Annotated in this window: 18 protein-coding genes; 16 read left to right on the top strand and 2 right to left on the bottom strand. The window is 59.8% G+C overall.

Annotated features, from left to right (window positions below):
* The first annotated feature begins 39 nt into the window (after nucleotides 1-39).
* The 16 genes from infB (at nucleotide 40) to DLM_RS12855 (ending at nucleotide 19566) form a co-directional block, all read left to right on the top strand.
* Nucleotides 40-2991, top strand: coding sequence for a translation initiation factor IF-2 (gene infB / locus DLM_RS12930; protein WP_089085987.1), 2952 nt, complete (start codon nucleotides 40-42; stop codon nucleotides 2989-2991).
* Nucleotides 2992-3126: 135 nt separating this feature from the next.
* On the top strand, nucleotides 3127-3549 hold the full coding sequence (rbfA, locus tag DLM_RS12925) for a 30S ribosome-binding factor RbfA (protein WP_089086342.1): 423 nt from the start codon (nucleotides 3127-3129) through the stop codon (nucleotides 3547-3549).
* The gene (truB, locus tag DLM_RS12920) at nucleotides 3546-4469 is read left to right on the top strand and encodes a tRNA pseudouridine(55) synthase TruB (RefSeq protein WP_089085988.1); all 924 of its coding nucleotides are present in this window, start codon (nucleotides 3546-3548) and stop codon (nucleotides 4467-4469) included. The genes rbfA and truB overlap by 4 nt, the downstream gene beginning before the upstream one ends.
* Before the next feature lie 80 nt (nucleotides 4470-4549).
* Nucleotides 4550-4819, top strand: a complete 270-nt coding sequence (rpsO, locus tag DLM_RS12915) for a 30S ribosomal protein S15 (RefSeq protein WP_045845302.1) — start codon at nucleotides 4550-4552, stop codon at nucleotides 4817-4819.
* A gap of 182 nt (nucleotides 4820-5001) precedes the next feature.
* On the top strand, nucleotides 5002-7149 hold the full coding sequence (gene pnp, locus DLM_RS12910; protein ID WP_089085989.1) for a polyribonucleotide nucleotidyltransferase: 2148 nt from the start codon (nucleotides 5002-5004) through the stop codon (nucleotides 7147-7149).
* A gap of 403 nt (nucleotides 7150-7552) precedes the next feature.
* Nucleotides 7553-8767, top strand: coding sequence for an aspartate aminotransferase family protein (locus DLM_RS12905; protein WP_089085990.1), 1215 nt, complete (start codon nucleotides 7553-7555; stop codon nucleotides 8765-8767).
* A 108-nt stretch (nucleotides 8768-8875) separates the two neighbouring features.
* On the top strand, nucleotides 8876-9895 hold the full coding sequence (gene aruF / locus DLM_RS12900) for an arginine/ornithine succinyltransferase subunit alpha (protein WP_089085991.1): 1020 nt from the start codon (nucleotides 8876-8878) through the stop codon (nucleotides 9893-9895).
* Nucleotides 9896-9906: 11 nt separating this feature from the next.
* Entirely contained in the window at nucleotides 9907-10941 is a 1035-nt protein-coding gene (astA, locus tag DLM_RS12895) for an arginine N-succinyltransferase (protein WP_089085992.1), read from the top strand.
* On the top strand, nucleotides 10938-12398 hold the full coding sequence (gene astD / locus DLM_RS12890) for a succinylglutamate-semialdehyde dehydrogenase (protein ID WP_089085993.1): 1461 nt from the start codon (nucleotides 10938-10940) through the stop codon (nucleotides 12396-12398). The genes astA and astD overlap by 4 nt, the downstream gene beginning before the upstream one ends.
* Nucleotides 12395-13741 (top strand): N-succinylarginine dihydrolase, encoded by a 1347-nt coding sequence (gene astB, locus DLM_RS12885; protein ID WP_197715401.1) that lies wholly within the window; start codon nucleotides 12395-12397, stop codon nucleotides 13739-13741. Before astD ends, astB begins: the two co-directional genes overlap by 4 nt.
* Nucleotides 13742-14462: 721 nt before the next feature.
* Complete coding sequence (locus tag DLM_RS12880) at nucleotides 14463-15392, top strand: branched-chain amino acid ABC transporter permease (protein ID WP_089085994.1); 930 nt, start codon at nucleotides 14463-14465, stop codon at nucleotides 15390-15392.
* 17 nt (nucleotides 15393-15409) lie between these two features.
* Complete coding sequence (locus tag DLM_RS12875; RefSeq protein WP_089085995.1) at nucleotides 15410-16492, top strand: ABC transporter permease subunit; 1083 nt, start codon at nucleotides 15410-15412, stop codon at nucleotides 16490-16492.
* 3 nt (nucleotides 16493-16495) lie between these two features.
* Nucleotides 16496-17266 carry an ABC transporter ATP-binding protein gene (locus DLM_RS12870; RefSeq protein ID WP_089085996.1) on the top strand — a complete coding sequence of 257 codons (771 nt, stop codon included), beginning with the start codon at nucleotides 16496-16498 and terminating at the stop codon, nucleotides 17264-17266.
* A complete protein-coding gene (locus tag DLM_RS12865; RefSeq protein ID WP_089085997.1) occupies nucleotides 17263-17973 on the top strand; it encodes an ABC transporter ATP-binding protein in 711 nt (236 codons plus the stop codon). Before DLM_RS12870 ends, DLM_RS12865 begins: the two co-directional genes overlap by 4 nt.
* A 15-nt stretch (nucleotides 17974-17988) precedes the next feature.
* Complete coding sequence (locus tag DLM_RS12860) at nucleotides 17989-18780, top strand: YdcF family protein (RefSeq protein ID WP_089085998.1); 792 nt, start codon at nucleotides 17989-17991, stop codon at nucleotides 18778-18780.
* A 33-nt stretch (nucleotides 18781-18813) separates the two neighbouring features.
* Entirely contained in the window at nucleotides 18814-19566 is a 753-nt protein-coding gene (locus DLM_RS12855; protein ID WP_089085999.1) for a competence/damage-inducible protein A, read from the top strand.
* Nucleotides 19567-19632: 66 nt separating this feature from the next.
* On the opposite strand, the gene DLM_RS12850 is transcribed toward DLM_RS12855, so the two are convergent.
* Nucleotides 19633-20724: a polyamine ABC transporter substrate-binding protein gene (locus DLM_RS12850; protein WP_089086000.1), complete on the bottom strand. Its 1092-nt coding sequence runs from the start codon at nucleotides 20722-20724 to the stop codon at nucleotides 19633-19635.
* 168 nt (nucleotides 20725-20892) lie between these two features.
* On the bottom strand, nucleotides 20893-21783 hold the full coding sequence (gene mmsB / locus DLM_RS12845; protein ID WP_089086001.1) for a 3-hydroxyisobutyrate dehydrogenase: 891 nt from the start codon (nucleotides 21781-21783) through the stop codon (nucleotides 20893-20895).
* Nucleotides 21784-21790 lie beyond the last annotated feature (7 nt).

Here is a 21790-nt window from a genome sequence, read left to right as displayed (position 1 = left end):
GGCTTCTTCGGGAAGTATTTACGGAATTTGGGAAGACGCATGGTATTGACGAATGTAAAACAGTTTGCCGGTGAGCTGAACCTCACGCCTGAACGATTGCTGGAACAGCTTCGTGCGGCGGGAGTGTCCAAGCGCGCACCGGATGATACGCTCTCCGAGCAGGATAAATCCCAGCTTCTCGACTACCTGAAGCGTTCGCATGGCGCCCGTGATGAGTCGCGTATTACGCTGACCCGCAAGTCCACCAGTGAAATCAAGACCGCTGACGGTGGTACGGTAAAAGTGGAGACACGCAAGAAGCGTGTCGTGGTTCGCCCGGAAGATAGCCCGGTTGCCTCGGCTGCAGAAACTGCTGCAGCGGCAGCGGCACCCGCTGCTCCGGTGAGCAAGCCTGTTGAAGCTGTTTCTGCCCCTGCTCCGGCGGCAGAAGCCAAGCCGGTTGAAGTTAAACCGGAAGCAAAGCCGGAACCGCAAGCAAAGGTTGAACCCAAGGTGGAATCCAAGCCCGCCGCACCGGCCGCCCCGGTTGCGGAAGCCCCGGCCAAGGAAGCTGCTCCTGCTGCCAAGCCTGCACCGGCTCCGGTACGCACAGTGGCCTCCATTCTGTCGCCGGAAGAAGTAGCCTCCCGCGAAGCAGAAGAAAAGCGCCAGGCTGCTTTCCGTGCCCGTCAGCAAGAGCTGATGCGCGAAAAGATCGAACGCGAAGAGCGCCGTCAGGCGGCACGTCTGGCTGCGCAGCAGCCGGCCCCGGCACCCAAGCCGGTAGAAGCCCCCAAACCGGTAGAAGCCCGCAGCGAAGAACGTCGTGACGAACGTGGTCCGCGCCCGGCTGGCGACAACCGTGGCCCGCGTCCGGCTGGCGACAACCGCGGCCCGCGTCCGGCTGGCGACAACCGCGGCCCGCGCCCGGCTGGCGACAACCGCGGCCCGCGCCCGGCTGGCGACAACCGTGGTCCGCGTCCGGCAGGTGACAACCGTGGCCCGCGTCCGGCTGCAGCCGCTGCGCCGGGAGCCCCGGTGGTGCCGGCAACCGTTGCCGGCCGTCCGGATGCCAAAAAGGGCGGTAGCGCCAAGAAGGGCAACGAGCGCTGGGAAGAAGGCAAGAAGGGTGGCCGCGGTCTGAAGACCAAGGGCGGCGATGCCGGTAATGACTGGAAATCCCGCGGCGGCAAGGGCAAGCACAAGCAAAACAACCAGCATGCCTTCCAGGCTCCGACCGAGCCCATCGTGCATGACGTGCTGGTGCCGGAAACCATCTCCGTGGCCGATCTGGCTCACCGCATGGCCGTCAAGGGCGTCGAGGTGATCAAGGTCCTGATGAAGATGGGCATGATGGTGACCATCAACCAGGTGCTGGACCAGGAAACCGCCATGATCGTGGTGGAAGAAATGGGCCACAAGCCGCGTGCGGCACAGGCGGACGATCCGGAAGCCTACCTGGAAAAGCCGGAAGGCGAAGAAGTGGAAGTGGCCGTACTGCCGCGTCCGCCGGTTGTCACCGTGATGGGTCACGTCGACCACGGCAAGACCTCGCTGCTGGACTACATCCGTCGCGCCAAAGTGGCCGCGGGCGAAGCCGGTGGCATTACCCAGCACATTGGTGCTTACCACGTGGAAACCCCGCGCGGCATGATCACCTTCCTGGATACTCCGGGTCACGAAGCGTTTACCGCCATGCGTGCCCGTGGTGCCAAGGCCACCGACATCGTGGTGCTGGTGGTGGCTGCCGACGACGGCGTGATGCCGCAAACCATCGAAGCCATTCACCATGCCAAGGCCGCCAAGGTGCCGATGGTGGTGGCGGTCAACAAGATCGACAAGATGGGTGCCAACGCCGAACGTATCCGCCAGGAACTGGTATCCCACGAAGTGGTGCCGGAAGACTGGGGTGGTGATACCCAGTTCGTGGAAGTGTCCGCCAAGCAAGGCACCAATATCGACGCGCTGCTGGAAGCCATCTTGCTGCAGGCGGAAGTGCTGGAGCTGAATGCTCCGGTTGACGCCCCGGCCAAGGGCATCATCGTGGAAGCCCGTCTGGACAAGGGCCGTGGCCCGGTTGCCACGCTGCTGGTGCAGTCCGGCACCCTGAAGAAGGGCGATGTGGTACTGGCTGGTACGGCATTCGGTCGCGTTCGTGCGATGATCGACGAAAACGGCAAGGCCATCGACAGTGCCGGCCCGGCCATCCCGGTGGAAATCCTGGGTCTGTCCGACGTGCCGCAAGCCGGTGAAGACGCCATGGTGCTGACCGACGAGCGCAAGGCGCGTGAAATCGCCCTGTTCCGTGCCGGCAAGTTCCGTGACGTACGCCTGGCCAAGCAGCAAGCCGCCAAGCTGGAAAACATGTTCGCCCAGATGGCCGATGGCAGTGGCGAGGTGCAAACCCTCTCCATCATCATCAAGGCCGACGTGCAGGGTTCCTACGAAGCCTTGGCCGGCAGCCTGCAGAAGCTGTCCACCGACGAAGTGCGCGTCAGCATCCTGCACTCCGGCGTGGGTGGTATCTCGGAATCGGACATCAACCTGGCGATTGCTTCCAAGGCCATCGTGATCGGCTTCAACACCCGTTCCGATGCCGCAGCACGCAAGCTGGCCGAAAACGAAGGCGTGGACATCCGTTACTACAGCATCATCTACGATGCCGTGGACGAAGTGAAAGCAGCCTTGTCCGGCATGCTGGCTCCGGAGAAGAAGGAACAGATCCTGGGTACGGTGGAAATCCGTCAGGTGATTCCGGTATCCAAGGTGGGCAATATTGCGGGTTGTATGGTGACCGACGGTCTGATCAAGCGTACTGCTTCGATCCGCCTGATCCGCAACCACGTAGTGGTGCATACCGGCGAACTGGACTCGCTCAAGCGCTTCAAGGACGACGTGAAGGAAGTGAAGCAGGGCTACGAGTGTGGCCTGATGCTGAAGAACTTCAACGACATCCAGGAAGGCGACCAGTTGGAAGCGTTCGAAATCGTGGAAGTGGCCCGCTCGCTGTAAGCGGCAACTCCCCGGCGGGCGTGCTTTGGGCTCAGGCTCGAAGGCGCTCGCCTTTTGCATTCAAGGCGGCTGACACAAGGCCGGGTATCCGCCCGGCTGGCTGTTGGCCGCTTTCATAACTACAGGATGGAAATCATGGCCAAAGCCAGAAAAGGTTTCTCCCGCGCCGACCGCATTGCTGAACAGATTCAGCGCGAGCTGGCCGAGCTGGTGCGTACCGGTCTGAAAGACCCGCGTGTCGGCTGGATCACCATTACCGCCGTACAAGTGACGCGTGACTACTCCCACGCCAAAGTGTTTTACACCGTGATGGACGAAAAGACCCGCGAAGTCAGCCAGGAAGCACTGGAGCACTCCGCCGGTTACCTGCGTTCCGAACTGGGCCGCAGCATCAAGATGTTCACCACGCCGCAACTGCACTTTGTCTACGACGAGTCGGTATCGCGCGGCATGCACATGACCAGCCTGATCAACCAGGTGGCCAAGGAAGATGCGGAAAAATTCGGTCAGGTCGATGCTGCTGCCCCGGTCGCAGATGAAGAAGGTAGCGCCGAATGAGCAAGCCGCGCAGCAACCGCCGCCAGATTGATGGCGTGCTGCTGATCGACAAGCCCTACGACATTTCCAGCAATAATGCGCTGCAAAAGGCGCGCTGGCTGCTCAATGCCGCCAAGGCAGGGCATACCGGCGTGCTGGATCCGCTGGCCACCGGCCTGTTGCCGATGTGCCTGGGGGAGGCCACCAAGTTTTCCTCCTATCTGCTGGATGCCGACAAGGGCTATCGTGCCACCGTGCGTTTTGGTGCCGCCACCAGCACGGGGGACATCGAAGGTGAAGTGGTGCGCGAATGCCCGATTGCCTTTGATGAAGCTCGTCTGTTGCAAGTGATGCAGCAGTTTGTCGGTGAAATCAGCCAGGTGCCGCCGATGTATTCGGCGCTCAAGCATCAGGGCAAGCCGCTGTACGAATACGCGCGCGAAGGCATTGAAATTGCGCGGGAGCCGCGCAACATCACCATTCACGCGCTCCAACTGGTCAGCTTTGATGGCGTGGAAGCGGTAATCGACGTGCTGTGCAGCAAGGGCACTTATATTCGCACGCTGGCCGAAGACATTGCCATTGCACTGGATTGTGCAGCCCATCTGACCGGTTTGCGCCGCACCACCACCGGCGGCTTCCAGTTGTCCGAGGCCCATACCCTGGCCGATGTGGAAGCGCTGGACATGGCCGGGCGCGAAGCGCTGCTGTTGCCGGTCGACGTATTGGTGCAACACTTTCCGGCACATACGCTGGATGCAGCCAGCGTCGCGCGTTTTATTCACGGACAGGCCGTGCGTTTTGTCGGCGAGTGTGCGAGAATGACGCGCTTTCGTGTTTACAGCGATGTGGACGCGGAGTTTCTGGGTCTGGCCGAGCTGCGGGATGATGACATGCTGCACCCGATCAGACTCCTGGCTGTCAAACAGACAGCCTGCTAGCGAAGTGCAGATGGGTTGGGAAACCGGCTCGCTGCACTTGTCGGATCGCAAGATCCTTACCTGATTTGGAGTTACCCAAAATGGCAATGACCGCCGCCCAAAAAGCAGACATCGTTAAAAGCTTCCAGCACAAGGAAGGCGATACCGGTTCGTCCGAAGTGCAAATCGCACTGCTGACCGCTCGTATCAACGATCTGACCCCGCACTTCAAAGCCAACACCAAGGATCACCACAGCCGTCGTGGTCTGCTGAAGATGGTGAGCCGTCGTCGTCGCCTGCTTGACTACCTCAAGCGTACCGATGCTGACAGCTACCGCGCTCTGATTGCCCGTCTGGGTCTGCGCAAGTAATTGGTTCAGGTTTGAAAAAGTCGCAGCAAGTCTGCGACTTTTTCACGCTGGCCTTCAAGCACGCTGTATTACTGTGACAACGGGGGGAGCCTCTAGAAATTTTGATCGAAGCCGGTCCGAATTTTTAGGGGTTCCCGTTGTGTTTTCAGCTTGAAAAAACAATTTTGACTAAGGGATGCCCTGTGTTCAATAAAATTACCAAATCCTTTCAGTATGGTAACCAGACCGTTACCCTGGAAACCGGCGAAGTAGCACGCCAGGCTTCCGGCTCCGTTATTGTATCTGTTGATGAAACCGTGGTCCTGGTGACCGTTGTTGGCGGCAAAAACGTCAAGCCGGGTCAGGACTTCTTCCCGCTGACCGTAGACTACCTGGAGCGTACCTACGCTGCCGGTAAAATTCCGGGTGGCTTCTTCAAGCGTGAAGGCAAGCAGTCCGAGAAGGAAGTGCTGACCAGCCGCCTGATCGACCGTCCGATCCGCCCGCTGTTCCCGGAAGGCTTCTACCACGACGTACAGATCGTGGCCACCGTGCTGTCGCTGAATCCGGAAGTGGATTCCGACATCCCGGCCATGATTGGTGCCTCCGCTGCACTGGCCATCTCCGGCCTGCCGTTTGCCGGCCCGATCGGTGCTGCCCGTGTGGGTTACGCCAATGGCGAATACATCCTGAACCCGACCAAGACCGAACTGGCCACTTCCGAAATGGATCTGGTGGTTGCCGGTACCGAGCGGGCCGTGCTGATGGTCGAGTCCGAAGCCAAGGAACTGTCCGAAGCCGTGATGCTGGGCGCCGTGGTATTTGGTCACGACCAGATGCAAGCCGCCATCAAGGCCATCAACGAACTGGCTGATGAAGTGAACCCGGTGATGTTCGACTGGACCGCTCCGGCCAAGAACGAAGAGCTGATCGCCAAGGTACGCGGCATTGCCGGTGCCAAGCTGGCTGATGCTTTCCGTCTGCGTCAGAAGCAAGCCCGTACCGTAGCCATCAACGACGCCTGGAGCGACGTCAAGGCTGCGCTGATCACCGAAGAAACCGACACCCTGCTGGCCAACGAAATCAAGGGCATCTTCAAGGGTCTGGAAGCCGAAATCGTGCGTGGCCAGATTCTGGCTGGTGAACCGCGTATCGACGGTCGCGACACCCGCACCGTGCGCCCGATCAGCATCCGCAGCAACGTGCTGCCGCGCACCCACGGTTCCGCCCTGTTTACCCGTGGCGAAACCCAGGGCCTGGTGGTAACCACCCTCGGCACCAAGCAGGACGAGCAGATCATCGACGCGCTGGCCGGTGAATACACCGAGCGCTTCATGCTGCATTACAACTTCCCGCCGTACTCCACCGGTGAAGCCGGCCGCATGGGCCCGCCGAAGCGTCGTGAAATCGGCCACGGTCGTCTGGCCAAGCGTGCCCTGGTTGCCGTACTGCCGCCGGAATCCGAATTCGGTTACTCCATGCGCGTGGTTTCGGAAATCACCGAGTCCAACGGTTCTTCCTCCATGGCTTCGGTTTGCGGTGGCTGCCTGTCGCTGCTGTCCGCCGGTGTGCCGCTGAAGGCCCACGTTGCCGGTATCGCCATGGGTCTGATCCTGGAAGGCAACCGCTTTGCCGTGCTGACCGACATCCTGGGTGATGAAGATCACCTGGGCGACATGGACTTCAAGGTAGCCGGTACTGCCGAAGGCATCACCGCCCTGCAGATGGACATCAAGATCCAGGGCATCACCAAGGAAATCATGCAGGTTGCCCTGGCACAAGCCAAGGAAGGCCGTCAGCATATCCTGGGCCTGATGAAGGAAGCCGTGGAAGGCCCGCAAGAGCTGTCCGCCCACGCTCCGCGTCTGTACGTGATGAAGATCAACCCGGAGAAAATCCGTGACGTGATCGGCAAGGGCGGCGAAACCATCCGCTCCATCACCAAGGATACCGGCACCGAGATCAATATCGAGGAAGATGGCACCATCACCATCGCCTCCATCTCCGGTGAAGGCGCCGAGGCTGCCAAGAAGCGTATTGAAGAAATCACCGTTGAAGTTGAAGTGGGCAAGATCTACGAAGGTACCGTAGTGAAGATCCTCGACAACAACGTCGGTGCCATCGTTTCCATCCTGCCGGGCAAGGATGGTCTGGTACACATTTCCCAGATCGCCAACGAGCGTATCAAGAATGTGTCCGACTACCTGAAAGAAGGCCAGGTTGTGAAGGTCAAGGCCATCGAAATGGATGATCGCGGTCGCATCCGCCTGTCCATCAAGGCGCTGCTGGAAGACGAATCCAAGGTTGCGCGCGAAACCGCCGACTCCTTCGGTCTGAAGACCCAGCAGTAAATACCGGCCTGCCGGTAAGCCAGAAAGCCCGCAGCGATGCGGGCTTTTTTGTGCCTGCAAGGCAGGATGGCAGATGCATTCTGGGCGCGTGCGTGCCTAACAGTCGGCGGGATGGATGTCGCGATTGCGGCAGTCAGGCGGCTTACGCAGTAATGATTTTGCGCCGCGTATGGTGTTATTGCCTTGTTTGAATGCGCAAGTTGTTGAAAGTAAAGTGAAATATTTCTGTTTGACGCATTTGAGATAGGTCAAGTAATTTTATAAGCAGATGTCGCAAACCGGATATGGGTTGGCCGGAAGATTCGATTAGAATCATTTCAAGCGTATTAAATCATAACAATGCCGTTTACTGCCCCGGACAGCAGGCAGGAACGGAGGACCAAGCAGGAAGGGAACTAAAAAGATGAGCAATTCGATCACCCGCGCTGATTTCGACCAGGTCATGGTCCCCAACTACGGCCCGGCTGCCTTCATTCCGGTCAAGGGCCTGGGATCGCGTGTCTGGGATCAGGATGGTCGTGAATTCATTGATCTGGCTGGCGGTATCGCCGTGAATTCGCTGGGCCATTGCCACCCGCAACTGGTGGCTGCGCTGACCGAACAGGCTGGCAAACTGTGGCATGTGTCCAATGTGTTCACCAACGAGCCGGTACTGAAGCTGGCACATGCGCTGACTGCCGCCACCTTTGCCGACCGTGCCTTCTTCTGCAACTCCGGTGCCGAGGCCAATGAAGCCTGCTTCAAGCTGGCACGCAAATATGCTGCCGATCATTTCGGTCCGGAAAAGAACGAAATCATCTCCTGCAAGAATTCCTTCCACGGTCGCACCCTGTTTACCGTGAGTGTGGGTGGCCAGCCCAAGTACACCGAAGGCTTTGCTCCGGTGCCAGCCGGCATCCAGCATTTCGAGTTCAACAATATCGACTCGCTCAAGGCGGCCATCACTGACAAGACCTGCGCCGTGGTCATCGAGCCGGTACAGGGCGAAGGCGGCGTGCTGCCGGCTGACAAGGCCTTCTTGCAAGCCGCGCGCGAACTGTGCGACCAGCACAATGCCTTGCTGATTTTCGATGAAGTTCAAACCGGCGTGGGCCGTACCGGTTCGCTGTACGCCTATCAGGAATACGGCGTGACGCCGGACATCCTCTCCAGTGCCAAGTCGCTGGGTGGCGGTTTCCCGATTGGTGCCATGCTGACCACCGACAAGATTGCCCAGAGCTTCTCGGTCGGCACCCACGGTACGACATATGGCGGCAACCCGCTGGCTGCCTCGGTTGCCCTCAAGGTGATCGAAATCGTCAACACCCCGGAAGTGCTGGCCGGTGTGCGCACCAAGAGCCAGCGTCTGCGCGATGGCCTGAATGCCATCAACGACAAGTACCAGGTATTCAAGGAAGTGCGTGGCATGGGCCTGCTGCTGGGCTGCGTGCTGAGCGATGCCTTTGCCGGTCGCGCCAAGGACTTTGTCAACGCCGCCAGCAAGCATCAGCTGTTGCTGCTGGTAGCCGGTGTCAATGTCGTGCGTCTGGCACCTGCGCTGGTGGTGGAAGAGCGCGACATCGATGAAGCGCTGCAGCGTTTTGATGCTGCCGTGGCCGAACTCGTCGCCGCCAAGTAAGCCTCGTTTCATCCTGCAAGAGACACCACAGCCCGGCCTTGCCGTGGCTGTGGGTACGGCTGCGCCCGCGAAACGGCGCAGCGGCTTACCCCCCAGAGGGAGGTTTCCATGTTTATCGTGCGCCCCGTCCGCACTGCCGACTTGCCCGCCATCGAAAGAATGGCCGTAGCCAGCGGCATCGGTGTGACCAGCCTGCCCAACAATCGGGACAAGCTGTTCGAACGGATCCAGCAGTCCTCATCCTCGTTCGAGTTTGAAGCCACCGCAGAAACCGGCAGCGAATACTATATGTTCGTGCTGGAATCCGCCGGCGAAGTGGTGGGTACTGCCTCCATCAGCGCCTGTGCCGGTTTTGACGAGCCGTTTTACAGCTACCGCAGTGAAACCTTTGTGCATGCCTCGCGCACCCTCAAGGTGAACAACCGGGTGCATGTGCTCAATATCTGTCACGACCTTACCGGCATGGTGCAGTTGTGCGGCTTCTATGCCGATAACGTGCTGGAGCCGCTGGCCGCCGAACTGTTGTCCCGCGCGCGCCTGCTGTTCATCGCTACGGCACGGCAGCGCTTTGGCCGCCGCATCATTGCCGAAATGCAGGGCATTCATGACGATGCCGGTCAGTCGCCGTTCTGGAACGCCATTGGCCGCCGCTTCTTCAATATGGATTTCCTGCAGGTGGAACAGGCTTTCGTCGGCCACAGCAAAACCTTTATTGCCGAGCTGATGCCCAGCTATCCCATCTATGTGCCCTTGCTGCCGGATGATGCGCAAAACGCGATTGGCCAGATCCACGCCAATTTCGAGCGTCCCTGTCAGCTGCTCACCACCGAAGGTTTCGAGGCGGACAACTATATCGACATCTTTGATGGTGGCGCGGTGCTGACTGCCGAGCTGGACCGTCTGCAAACGCTGGAGCGCAACCGCTGTTATCCGGTGGAAGTGGCCGCCAGCCTGCCGGCCCAGGCCAGCATGCATCTGGTGTGCAACCAGCAAGTGGGTGACTTCGTGGCGGCAGCCATTCGTGTGGCCATTGTCGATGGTGTGGCCTTCATCAACCCGGATGCCGCACAGGCGCTGGGTGTAAGCAGCGGCGACACCGTGCGTGTGGTCGGCTTGCAGCAAGGCTGAGGAGAGACAGCATGATGATTATCCGCCCAATCGCGCATAGCGATCTGCCCGGCCTGATGAATCTGGCGCGTAGTGCCGGTGTCGGCCTTACCTCCTTGCCGGTAAATGAAGAACGCCTGTCGCGTCGCATCAGCCGTTCGGTACTGTCCTTTGCCGGCGAGCTGGACCGCGCCGACCAGGGCTATGTATTCGTGCTGGAAGACAGCGAAACCGGCCAGGTTGGTGGCATCTGCGCGCTGGAAGCCGCCGTTGGCCTGAAGGAGCCCTGGTACAACTACCGCGTGGGCACCATCGTGCATGCCTCGGACGAACTGGGGGTGTACTCGCGTCACGAAACCCTGTTCCTGTCCAACGACCATACCGGTTATTCCGAGCTGTGTACCTTGTTTCTGCACCCGGATTTCCGTGCCAACCGTAATGGCGGCCTGCTGTCCAAAAGCCGCTTCCTGTTCCTGGCGCAATTCCCGCAGTTGTTCGGCAAGACCGTGGTGGCGGAAATGCGTGGCGTATCCGATGCGGATGGCCGCTCCCCCTTCTGGGAAGGGCTGGGACGTCACTTCTTCTCCATCGATTTTGCCCAGGCGGATTACCTCACCGGCGTCGGCCAAAAGGCGTTCGTGGCCGAGCTGATGCCCAAGCACCCGGTGTATGTCGATTTCCTGCCGGCTGATGCCCAGGCGGTGATTGGCAAGACCCACGACAACACCCGCCCGGCGGTGGCCATGCTGGAATCCGAAGGCTTCCGCTACGAAGGCTATGTCGACATTTTCGATGCCGGCCCTACCGTGCAGGCGTATACCAGCGAGATTCGTGCGGTGAAGGAAAGCCGCACCGTGACTGCCCGCGTGCTGGACCCGCTGCCCGAAGGGGAGCGTTGCCATTACCTGGTATCCAATCAATCGCTGACCGGTTTCCGGGTGATTCTGGCAGAAGCGCCAGCCCCCACTCATGAATTCTGCCTGACGCCGGAACAGGCGCAGGCCCTGAACGTGCAGGAAGGCGACCACGTGCGCTGCGTGGCACTGTCGCCCAAGGAGAACGCATGACTACTTTGTTTATCAATGGTGAATGGCTGGCTGGTGCCGGCGCAGCTCTGAGCAAGACCAACCCGGCTACCGCTGCAACCATCTGGCAAGGGCAGGGTGCCAGTGCCGGACAAGTGGATGCGGCCATCAGCCATGCGCGCCAGGCCTTCAAGGCCTGGGCTCGCACCGCGCTGGACGAGCGCATTGCCATCGCCCGCCGCTTTGGCGAACTGCTGACGGCCAACAAGGATGCGCTGGCCACCATTATTGCCAAGGAAACCGGCAAGCCGATGTGGGAAGCGCTGACGGAAGTCACCACCATGGTCAACAAGGTGGAGATTTCGGTGAAGTCCTATAACGAGCGTACCGGCGAGCGCGCCGCGACCATGGGCGACGCCCAGGCGGTGCTGCGTCACAAGCCGCATGGTGTGGTGGCCGTGTTCGGCCCGTACAACTTCCCCGGCCATTTGCCCAATGGCCATATCGTCCCGGCGCTGCTGGCCGGTAACTGCGTGTTGTTCAAACCGTCCGAGCTGACACCGTGGACCGCGCAGGAAACGGTACGCCTGTGGGCGGAAGCCGGCTTGCCGGCCGGGGTGATTGCCCTGCTGCAAGGCGCGCGTGAAACCGGCATCGCCCTGGCTGGCCACAAGGGTATCGACGGCCTGTTCTTTACCGGCAGCTCGGCCACTGGCGAACTGCTGCACCGCAATTTCGGTGGTCAGCCGGACAAGATCGTGGCGCTGGAAATGGGCGGTAACAATCCGCTGATCGTGGAAGACGTGGCCGATGTCGATGCCGCCGTGCACCACATCATCCAGTCCGCATTCGTGTCGGCCGGCCAACGCTGCACTTGCGCGCGCCGCCTGCTGGTGCCGCAAGGCGCGTGGGGCGATGCGCTGCTGGCTCGCCTGGTTGAAGTCACCGCCAAGCTGAAAGTGGGGCAGTACGACGAGCAACCGGCACCGTTCATGGGCGCGGTGATTTCCAATGCCGCTGCCGAAGCCCTGCTCAAGGCGCAGGCCTGGCTGCTGGACAATGGCGGCAAGAGCCTGCTGGAAATGCGCCGCCTGACACCGGATGCCGCCATCCTGTCGCCCGGCATCATCGACAGCACCGCGGTGGATCGCCCGGATGAAGAGTTCTTCGGCCCGCTGCTGCAAGTCATCCGCTATGCCGACTTTGACGAAGCCATCGCCATCGCCAACGACACCCGCTTTGGCCTGGCTGGTGGCGTGCTGTCGGATAGCCGTGCCTTGTACGAACGCTATCTGCTGGAAAGCCGCGCCGGCGTGGTCAACTGGAACAAGCCGCTGACCGGTGCTTCCAGTGCAGCTCCGTTTGGTGGCATCGGCGCATCGGGCAACCATCGCCCCAGCGCCTACTATGCCGCCGATTACTGCGCTTACCCGGTGGCCTCGCTGGAATGCGACAGCCTGACCGTGCCTGCCCAACTTTCTCCGGGGATTACACTGTGAACGCCTACGAAGTGAATTTTGACGGCCTGGTTGGGCCGACACACAACTACAGCGGCCTGTCCTTTGGCAATGTGGCTTCCACCAGCAATACCAAGGCAGTGTCCAATCCCAAACAGGCGGCCCAACAGGGGCTCGCCAAGATGAAGGCGCTGCACGACCTGGGCTTCAAGCAGGGCGTGCTGGCCCCGCACGAGCGCCCGGACGTGGCCAGCCTGCGCCGCCTGGGTTTTTCCGGCAGCGACGGCGAAGTGGTGGCACGTGCCGCCAAGGAAGCCCCGGCCATTCTGGCGGCAGCTTCGTCCGCTTCCTGCATGTGGACGGCCAATGCCGCTACGGTGAGCCCGTCCGGTGATACCGCGGACAAGCGGGTGCACTTTACCCCGGCCAATCTGAACAACAAATTCCACCGTTCCATCGAGCATCCCACCACGCGCCGTCTGTTGCAGGCGATGTTTGCCGATGAGCAGCACTTCATGGTGCATGAGGCGCTGCCGGCACAGATGCACTTTGGTGATGAAGGTGCGGCCAACCACACCCGCTTCTGTGCCGAATATGATGCTGCCGGGGTGGAGTTCTTCGTGTTCGGCGCGGCAGCATTCGATGGTCGTTACCCGGCCCCGCAGCGCTTCCCGGCACGGCAGACGCTGGAAGCCTGCCAGGCCGTGGCGCGCCTGCATGGTTTGTCGGAATCCGGCGTGGTGTATGCCCAGCAGGACCCGGCCACTATCGATGCCGGTGTGTTCCACAATGACGTGATTTCGGTGGGCAACCGCAATGTGCTGTTCCACCATGAAAAGTCTTTCCTGGAGCAGGGCAGGGTGCTGGAAGAGCTGTCACGCAAGCTGGCGGCCGTGGGCGGGCAGTTTGTGCCGGTGGAGGTGCCGGATGCCGAAGTGAGCGTGGCCGAGGCGGTGAAGAGTTATCTGTTCAACAGCCAACTGCTGTCCAAGCCGGATGGCAGCATGATTATCGTGGTGCCGGAAGAGTGCCGCAACGTCGAGAGCGTGTGGAGCTATCTGCAAAAGCTGAGCAGCAGCGGTGGCCCGATCAATGAAATCCGCGTGTTCGACCTCAAGCAGTCGATGCAGAATGGCGGCGGCCCGGCTTGCCTGCGTTTGCGGGTGGCGATGTCGGCCAGCGAGATTGCCGCAGTCAACCAGGGTGTGCTGATGAGCGATGATCTGTTCGCAACGCTGAACGCCTGGGTGGAACGGCATTACCGCGATCGCCTGAGTGCGGATGATCTGGCCGACCCCTTGCTGCTGGACGAATGCCGCACGGCGCTGGACGAGCTGACGCGCATCATGCGGCTGGGTTCGGTTTATCCCTTCCAACTGGTCTAGCTAAGATGAAGCGGCCGGCAGCGGTGGATGGTGCGCAAGATCGCCCTGTCCGCATGTCGGCATGCCAAGCACAAAAGTCACCTTTAAGGTGGCTTTTGTGCTGTTATGGGGCAGAGTTGCCATTTTTGCCACATTGTGGGGCAAAAAAGACAGATTCAGTGCTGAAATTCTGGCCCGACTTTTGCTGTAGTAGCGCCAGTTGGCGGTTTTTTGCTGTTTTCACCGGCGTATACCGGACGAGCCATGAAATTTTTCTGGCAAGCCATGTGCTGCTGTAATGATTGGGATTGTATCCCGAAGATTGTATACATTCGAATGACTGCGAAAATTCTATGTTCGCATTGGAATGTGAATGAACATTTCTTTTCGGAAGCGAATAATTTCAAGGAGAAACATGTCAAAAATGTGAAAATGGGGCCTGGTGGTGGAGTGTTATGACGCAGCGAAGATATCCAATTTTATCTTGTTGCGGCGCAGCGTTATTGCTTGATAAAAATCAATAAAATCAATAACTTGCGCAAATTTTAAATGATTTGCTTTTTGGCTGTTTTTCGCCGGTTTTTAAGATTGACAGTCGATTGAATCCACACGCATAATCCGTGCGGCTGTCAGACAGAAGCCAGATAAATGGTTCGATGCGACAGGCTACAACAACAGGTGGCATAAGAAGAGGGGAAGCCCTACAAGCTGCTGGGTCGTTTAATCAAAGGAGATCTCCCACGTGGACATTTTTTTCCAACAGATCCTCAATGGTCTGGTACTCGGTAGTATCTATGCGCTGATCGCGCTGGGTTACACCATGGTGTACGGGATCATGGGCCTCATCAACTTTGCCCATGGCGAAGTCGTGATGTTTGGTGCCATGGTGACCATTTCGGTGGTATCCGCTCTGACCAATGCAGGTGTCAACCTGCCTGGTTGGGCTATTGTGCTGATCGGCATGCTGGTGGCCATTCCGGCCTGCATGTTGCTGGGCTTTGTCATCGAGCGGGTGGCTTACCGCCCCTTGCGTGGCGCCCAGCGTCTGGCCCCGCTGATTACTGCGATTGGTTTGTCCATCGTACTGCAGCAGGTGGCCATCCTGATCTGGGGTCGTAACTACATCCCCTTCCCGCAAGTGCTGAACCATGACACCGTGGAAATCTTCGGTGCCACCATTACCAAGCTGCAGATCATCATCGTGGTGCTGTGCCTGGCCATCATGGCCGGCCTGCTGGTGATGGTAGAGAAGACCAAGCTGGGTCGCGCCATGCGTGCCACCAGTCAGAACCCGGCGGTGGCCGGCCTGATGGGTGTCAACGTCAATACCATCATCTCCGCCACCTTCGTGCTGGGTTCCGCCCTGGGTGCGGTGGCTGGCGTGATGGTTGCCACCAACTACGACCAGGCCCACTACTACATGGGCTTCATGATCGGCCTGAAAGCGTTTACCGCTGCAGTGCTCGGTGGTATCGGCAATCTGGGCGGTGCAGTGGCCGGCGGCATCCTGCTGGGCATCATCGAAAGCCTGGGTGCCGGTTATATCGGTCAACTGACCGGTGGCTTCCTGGGTTCCAACTATCAGGACATCTTTGCCTTCATGGTGCTGATCCTGGTGCTGATTTTCCGTCCGTCCGGCCTGCTGGGCGAAAAAATGGCTGACCGTGCCTGATCTGGGGGAGAAATAACATGAGCAAGGCACTCGATTCCAAAAAACTCGGGCTGTTCATCGCCTGCGGCATTGCCCTGTGCGTACTGCCCTTCGTGGTAGGCGGCGCGCTGGGTAATTCCTGGGTGCGTATCGTCGACTTCGCATTGTTGTACGTGATGCTGGCACTGGGCCTGAACATCGTGGTGGGCTTTGCCGGCCTGCTCGACCTGGGCTTCATCGCCTTCTATGCCGTGGGTGCCTACACCTACGCATTGCTGGGTTCGCCGCACTTTGGCATTCACTGGCCCTTCTATGTCACCATTCCGCTGGGGGCGCTGTTTGCCGCCTTCTTCGGCATTCTGCTCGGTACCCCGGTACTGCGCCTGAAGGGTGACTATCTGGCCATCGTGACGCTGGGTTTTGGTGAAATCATCCGTATCTTCATGAACAACCTGAACGCGCCGGTCAACATCACCAACGGCCCGCAAGGTATCAACCTGATCGACCCGATCCGCGTTGGCGGTGCTGACCTGGGTTCGCCGATCAACCTGTTCGGCATATCCCTGCCGCCGGTCTATCTGTATTACTACCTGTTCCTGGTGCTGACCGTGGTGGTGGTGATCATGGCTTCCCGCCTGCAACACTCCCGTATTGGCCGTGCCTGGGTGGCGCTGCGTGAAGACCAGATTGCCGCTTCGGCCATGGGTATCAACATCCGCAACATCAAGCTGCTGGCCTTTGCCCTGGGTGCGCTGTCCGGTGGTGTGGCTGGTGGCCTGTTCTCTGCCTTCCAGGGTTTTGTCTCGCCGGAATCCTTCAGCTTGCTGGAATCCATCATGATCCTGGCCATGATCGTTCTGGGTGGTATGGGTAATATCGCCGGTGTGATCCTGGGTGCGGTCGTGCTGACCATCGCGCCGGAAATCCTGCGTGACGTGATTGGCCCGCTGCAGATGAAGACCATGGGTCGCATGCTGATCGACCCGGAAAACGCCCGCATGCTGCTGTTTGGTATGGCCATGGTGGTGATGATGCTGGTTCGTCCGGAAGGCATGCTGCCGTCCAAGCGCCGCAAGGCAGAATTCAAGGACGCCAAAGAAGCGGCTGCGCAGAAAGGTTAAGTCATGGCTGAAGTACTGCTGAAAATCGAAGGCATCAACAAGCGTTTTGGCGGTCTGCACGCACTGAGCGATGTCGGCCTGACCATTAACAAGGGTGAAATCTACGGTCTGATCGGCCCGAACGGCGCCGGCAAGACCACGCTGTTCAATGTGCTGACCGGCCTGTACGTGCCGGACGAAGGTTCTTTCACCTTTGACGGCAAGGATCTGTTCCAGGCCAAGCCGCACATCGTGGTGAATGCCGGTATCGCCCGTACCTTCCAGAACATCCGTTTGTTTGCGGAAATGACCGCGCTGGAAAACGTGATGGTGGGTCGCCACATCCGCTCCAAGGCCGGTGCCCTGGGCGCGGTACTGCGTGACCGCCGTACCCGCGAGGAAGAAAAGGCGATTACCGCCAAGGCTTGGGAACTGCTGGAATACGTAGGTATTGCCGACGTGGCCGACGAACGTGCCCGTAACCTGTCCTACGGCCACCAGCGTCGTCTGGAAATCGCCCGCGCGCTGGCCACCGAGCCCAAGCTGCTGGCGCTGGACGAACCGGCTGCCGGTATGAACCCGCGTGAAACCGAAGAGCTCAAGGAACTGATGAGCAAGATCGCCAAGAGCGGCGTGACGGTTTTGCTGATTGAACACGATGTCAAACTCATGATGGGTCTGTGCGATCGCATCGCGGTGCTGGATTACGGCAAGAAAATTGCCGAAGGCATCCCGGAAGAAGTACGCAAGAACCCGAAAGTGATTGAAGCTTACCTGGGAGCGGCACACGCATGAGCCTTCTGGAAGTTAAAAACCTGCAAGTGGCTTACGGCGGCATTCAGGCTGTTCGTGGCGTGGATTTCCACATCAACCAGGGCGAGCTGGTCACCCTGATCGGTGCCAACGGTGCCGGCAAGACCACCACCCTGAAAACCCTGATCGGCATGGTGAAGCCGTCCGGCGGCAGCATCACTTACGATGGCAAGCTGAACGGCACCATTGCCTCGCACGACTACGTGCGTCATGGCCTGGTGATGGTTCCGGAAGGCCGTGGCATCTTTGGCAAGCTGACGGTGGAAGAAAACCTGCAAATGGGTGCCTACTACCGTAACGACCAGGCTGCCATCCAGAGCGAAATCGAGCGCGTGTACGAACTGTTCCCGCGCCTGAAAGAGCGTTTCAAGCAACTGGCCGGCACCCTGTCCGGTGGCGAACAGCAAATGGTGGCCATGGGCCGTGCCATGCTGTCCAAGCCCAAGCTGCTGTTGCTGGATGAGCCGTCCATGGGTCTGGCACCGATCATCGTGGAAAAGATCTTCGAAATCATCCAGATGATTGCCAAGGAAGGCGTGACCATGCTGCTGGTGGAGCAGAACGCCAAACTGGCCCTGGAAGTGTCCCAGCGCGGTTATGTGATGGAAAGCGGCCGTATCACCATGAGTGGTCCGGCGCGCGAATTGCTCGACGACGAACGCGTGCGTAACGCTTATCTCGGCGAGTAAGCAAAAGAGTCTTCAATGACAGCAACGATTAGCCCCGAAGTACTGGTCCACCAGCTCTTCGGGGCCTTTTTATTGCCCCCGCTGCTCTTCATCCTGCCGGTGCTGCTGGGCCTGCTGCTGCGCCGCCGTGCGCCTGCCATCGCAACTAGCCTGGTCTGTCTTGGCCTGCTGCTGGCCTATCTATTGTCCATCCCGCGTACTGCCATGTGGCTGAATGCCGGACTGGAACGTTACCCGGTGGCAAGCATGGCCCAGCTGCAACAGCAACAGGCCATCGTGGTGCTGGGCGGCGGCAAGAAACCGGCTCCCGAATATGACCGTAATGAACCCAGTGCCGATACCCAGACCCGGCTGCGCTACGCCGCTTTTCTGGCACGGCATACCCATCTGCCCCTGCTGGTGACCGGCGGTTCACCCTATGGTGGTGAGCCGGAAGGCGAGGTGATGGCGCGTACCCTGCAACAGGATTACGGCCTGCCGGTGCGATGGGTGGAGATGCAGTCCATCACCACGCTGGAGAATGCCCGCTACAGTGCCCTCATGCTGAAACAGGCCGGCATCAGCCGCATTGTGCTGGTCAGCCAGGGCTGGCATCTGCGCCGCGCGCTGCCGTTTTTCCAGGCCCAGGGCCTGCATGTACTGCCTGCACCCACCGGTTTTGTCCGTTATGATGGCGCAGGGCTGGCCTGGTATCTGCCCACCGGGCGGGCCATGCAGGAATGCCATTCCGCCTTGCGCGAATGGCTGGGCATTTTCTTTTACTCGGTACAAGGCTGGTTGCACGGCAGGACCACGCAGCCAGACTGAGGCCGGGTCAACTCCGAGCAAGAGGTGTGAAGCGTGAACGTTGCAGCCATCATCATCGGCGATGAATTATTGTCCGGCAAACGGCAGGACAAGCATTTGCAATCCCTGATCCGCATTCTGGCGGCGCGTGGCCTGAGCCTGGCCGCTGCGGAATACGTGGGTGACGACCCGGCACGCATCACCGCCGCCTTGCAGCGTGCCTTTGCCAGCGGCGAACTGGTGTTCAGTTTTGGCGGCATTGGTGCCACCCCGGACGACCATACCCGCCGCTGTGCCGGACAGGCGCTGTGCTTGCCGCTGGAGGTTCACCCCGAAGCCGGTGCGCTGATCGAGGCACGCTTTGGCGAGGATGCTTATCCGCACCGCATCAATATGGCGATGTTCCCGTCAGGCAGCCGCATCATCCCCAATCCGGTGAACCAGATTGCCGGTTTCTCGCATGGTGATGTGCATTTCGTGCCGGGCTTTCCCGCCATGGCCTGGCCGATGATCGAATGGGTGCTGGATAGCCAGTACCGCCATCTGTTCAATGACAGCCCGGATGTGGAGCAGGGCGTGATTGCGCTGGACGCGCGCGAGGGTGACCTGATCACCCTGATGCAGGATTTCAGTCAGCGCTATCCTGCCCTCAAGCTGTCCAGCTTGCCCAGCTTTGGCAGCGACACCATCCCGCAGATGCATATCGACTTTGGTTTCACCGGCCAGCGCCAGTTGGTGGACATTGCCATTGCCGAATGGCGCAAGGCACTGACGGCGGCGGGGTATACCTTGCGCGAACGGTCTTGATCTGTTGTGTGGCACAACTGACAAAGGGGCTTTGCGCCCCTTTTTTGTTTTACTGGACCTTGCCGCTCAGCGCCCGGTCTTCAGCTGCGTCCACAGCCGGTTTTGCAGCCGCATGATGTCAGCGGGTACCGGCTCCAGCAGGAACAGCTTGTTGATGAGGGCAGGTGGCGGGTAGATGGCCGGGTCGTTGGCAATCTCCGGTTTCACGAACTTGCGTGCCGCCGCATTGGCGGTGGGGTAGAACACGGTATTGGTGATGCCGGCGTTCACCTGCGGGGTTTGCATGTAGTTGATCCATTGCAGGGCGGAATCGACATTCTTGGCCCCCTTGGGAATCACCATCACGTCAAACCACAGTGGCGCACCGGTCTTGGGGATGTAATAGGCCAATTGATAAGGGCGTTTGGCTTCGGCTGCCCGCGTCTTGGCAATCACCACGTCGCCGGAGTAGCCCAGCACCATGCAGATGTCGCCATTGGCCAGTTCGTTGATATAGCCGGACGAGCTGAAGCGTTTGATATAGGGACGGATTTTTTGCAGGGTCTGGAAGGCTGCCTGATAGTCAGCCTGATTACGGCTGTTGGGGTTTTTACCCAGATAGTGCAGGGTGGTGGCGAACACGGCCTTGGCATCGTCCAGTACCGAAATGCCGCAGCCTTTCAGTTTTGCCGCCTTTTGCGGGTTGAACAGATTGTCCCAGTCGTCCAGCGGCGTGTCCTTGCCCAATAGCGGCTGCACCTTGCTCAGGTTGTAGCCCAGGCCATCGGTGCCATAGGCCCAGGGTACGCCATACAGATTGCCTGGGTCGGCTCCGGCTATCTTGGCCATCAGCGCAGGGTCCAGATTACGCAGATTGGGCAGCTTGCTCTTGTCCAGCTTCTGGAAGGCACCGGCCTGAATCTGCTTGGCCATGAAGTCCGAGGTGGGGGTGACGATATCGTAGCCGGAGCTGCCGGTCAGCAGCTTGGATTGCAGGGTTTCATTGCTGTCGTAATTGTCGTAGCGCACCTTGATGCCGGTCTGTTTTTCAAAGCCGGGAATGGTGTCCTTGGCAATGTAATCCGACCAGTTATACACATTCAGCACTCCGGCGGCGCTGGATGCCTGGCTGGCGGCAGCCAGCAGCAGGGCGGAGGCAAGCAGTTTTCTGGTTTTCATGGCTGTTTTCCTGAGCGGTTGAATACGTCGTCATGAAAGACTTTGGACTACCAGCCAGCCGCGAGGTTTCCGCCTTCTTGCTGCAACAGGCCGAATGGTCCGGCAAGCTGCCGCACAGACAAGAAAAAACCCGGCACCAGGCCGGGTGAGGCAGGCAAAGAAACGGTTTCAATCCAGCAGGTGAAAGTGTTGCAGGATGCTGGAAAAATCCAGCTTGCCCTTGCCTGCTGCCACATGGCTTTCATACAGATTGCGCGCCAGCGCGCCCAGTGGTGTGGCGGCATGGCTGTCCAGCGCGGTGGTTTCGGCCAGGCCCAGGTCTTTGAGCATCAGCTCGCTCATGAAGCCGCCGTCATAGCCACGGCTGGCCGGGGCAGTTTCCATCACGCCAGGCCAGGGGTTGTACAGCTCCAGCGCCCAGTTGCGACCGGAACTGTTGCGCATGATGTCGGACAGCACTTTCGGATCCAGCCCGTTCTTCACTCCCAGCGCCAGCGCCTCGGCGGTACCGGCCATCAGGATGCCCAGCAACATATTGTTGCAGATCTTGGCGGTCTGGCCCGCGCCGTTGCCACCGGCGTGGAAAATGTTCTTGCCCATGGCCTCCAGCAGCGGGCGTGCTTCGGCCACATCCTCTGTCGCTCCGCCAACAATAAAGGTGAGCGTAGCGGCAGCGGCCCCGGCGGTGCCGCCGGAAACCGGCGCGTCCAGCATGCGCAGGCCTGCTGCGGTGGCAGCATCGGCCACCTTGCGCGCATCGCTGGCGGCAATAGTGCTGCAGTCAATCACCAGCCTACCCTTGGGCAGGCTGGCAAACAGCCCTTGCTCGCCCAGATACAACGCCTGCACATGCTTGCCGGCCGGTAGCATGGAAATCACCACGCTGGCACCTTGCACGGCGTCCAGCGCGCTGCTGGCGGCACGGGCACCGGCGGCGTGCAGCCTGGCCAACGCGTCGGCGGACAGATCGAAAGCGGCGACGCTAAAACCCTTGGCCACCAGATTGAGCGCCATCGGCCCACCCATATTGCCCAGTCCGATGAAGGCGATGTGTGTCATTGTCTCT

This window comes from Aquitalea magnusonii (assembly GCF_002217795.2).
In the GTDB taxonomy this organism is placed as follows: Bacteria; Pseudomonadota; Gammaproteobacteria; order Burkholderiales; family Chromobacteriaceae; genus Aquitalea; species Aquitalea magnusonii_B.
Note: the sequence above shows the minus strand (reverse complement) of the source record. Positions and strands in the feature narration are given on the sequence as shown.

Bases quoted from the DNA above. Each gene is read 5' to 3' on its own strand.
- infB (WP_089085987.1), top strand. From the start codon at position 40: ATGGTATTGACGAATGTAAAACAGTTTGCCGGTGAGCTGAACCTCACG.
- rbfA (WP_089086342.1), top strand. From the start codon at position 3,127: ATGGCCAAAGCCAGAAAAGGTTTCTCCCGCGCCGACCGCATTGCTGAA.
- truB (WP_089085988.1), top strand. From the start codon at position 3,546: ATGAGCAAGCCGCGCAGCAACCGCCGCCAGATTGATGGCGTGCTGCTG.
- rpsO (WP_045845302.1), top strand. From the start codon at position 4,550: ATGGCAATGACCGCCGCCCAAAAAGCAGACATCGTTAAAAGCTTCCAG.
- DLM_RS12905 (WP_089085990.1), top strand. From the start codon at position 7,553: ATGAGCAATTCGATCACCCGCGCTGATTTCGACCAGGTCATGGTCCCC.
- aruF (WP_089085991.1), top strand. From the start codon at position 8,876: ATGTTTATCGTGCGCCCCGTCCGCACTGCCGACTTGCCCGCCATCGAA.
- astA (WP_089085992.1), top strand. From the start codon at position 9,907: ATGATGATTATCCGCCCAATCGCGCATAGCGATCTGCCCGGCCTGATG.
- astD (WP_089085993.1), top strand. From the start codon at position 10,938: ATGACTACTTTGTTTATCAATGGTGAATGGCTGGCTGGTGCCGGCGCA.
- DLM_RS12875 (WP_089085995.1), top strand. From the start codon at position 15,410: ATGAGCAAGGCACTCGATTCCAAAAAACTCGGGCTGTTCATCGCCTGC.
- DLM_RS12870 (WP_089085996.1), top strand. From the start codon at position 16,496: ATGGCTGAAGTACTGCTGAAAATCGAAGGCATCAACAAGCGTTTTGGC.
- DLM_RS12865 (WP_089085997.1), top strand. From the start codon at position 17,263: ATGAGCCTTCTGGAAGTTAAAAACCTGCAAGTGGCTTACGGCGGCATT.
- DLM_RS12860 (WP_089085998.1), top strand. From the start codon at position 17,989: ATGACAGCAACGATTAGCCCCGAAGTACTGGTCCACCAGCTCTTCGGG.
- DLM_RS12850 (WP_089086000.1), bottom strand. From the start codon at position 20,724: ATGAAAACCAGAAAACTGCTTGCCTCCGCCCTGCTGCTGGCTGCCGCC.
- mmsB (WP_089086001.1), bottom strand. From the start codon at position 21,783: ATGACACACATCGCCTTCATCGGACTGGGCAATATGGGTGGGCCGATG.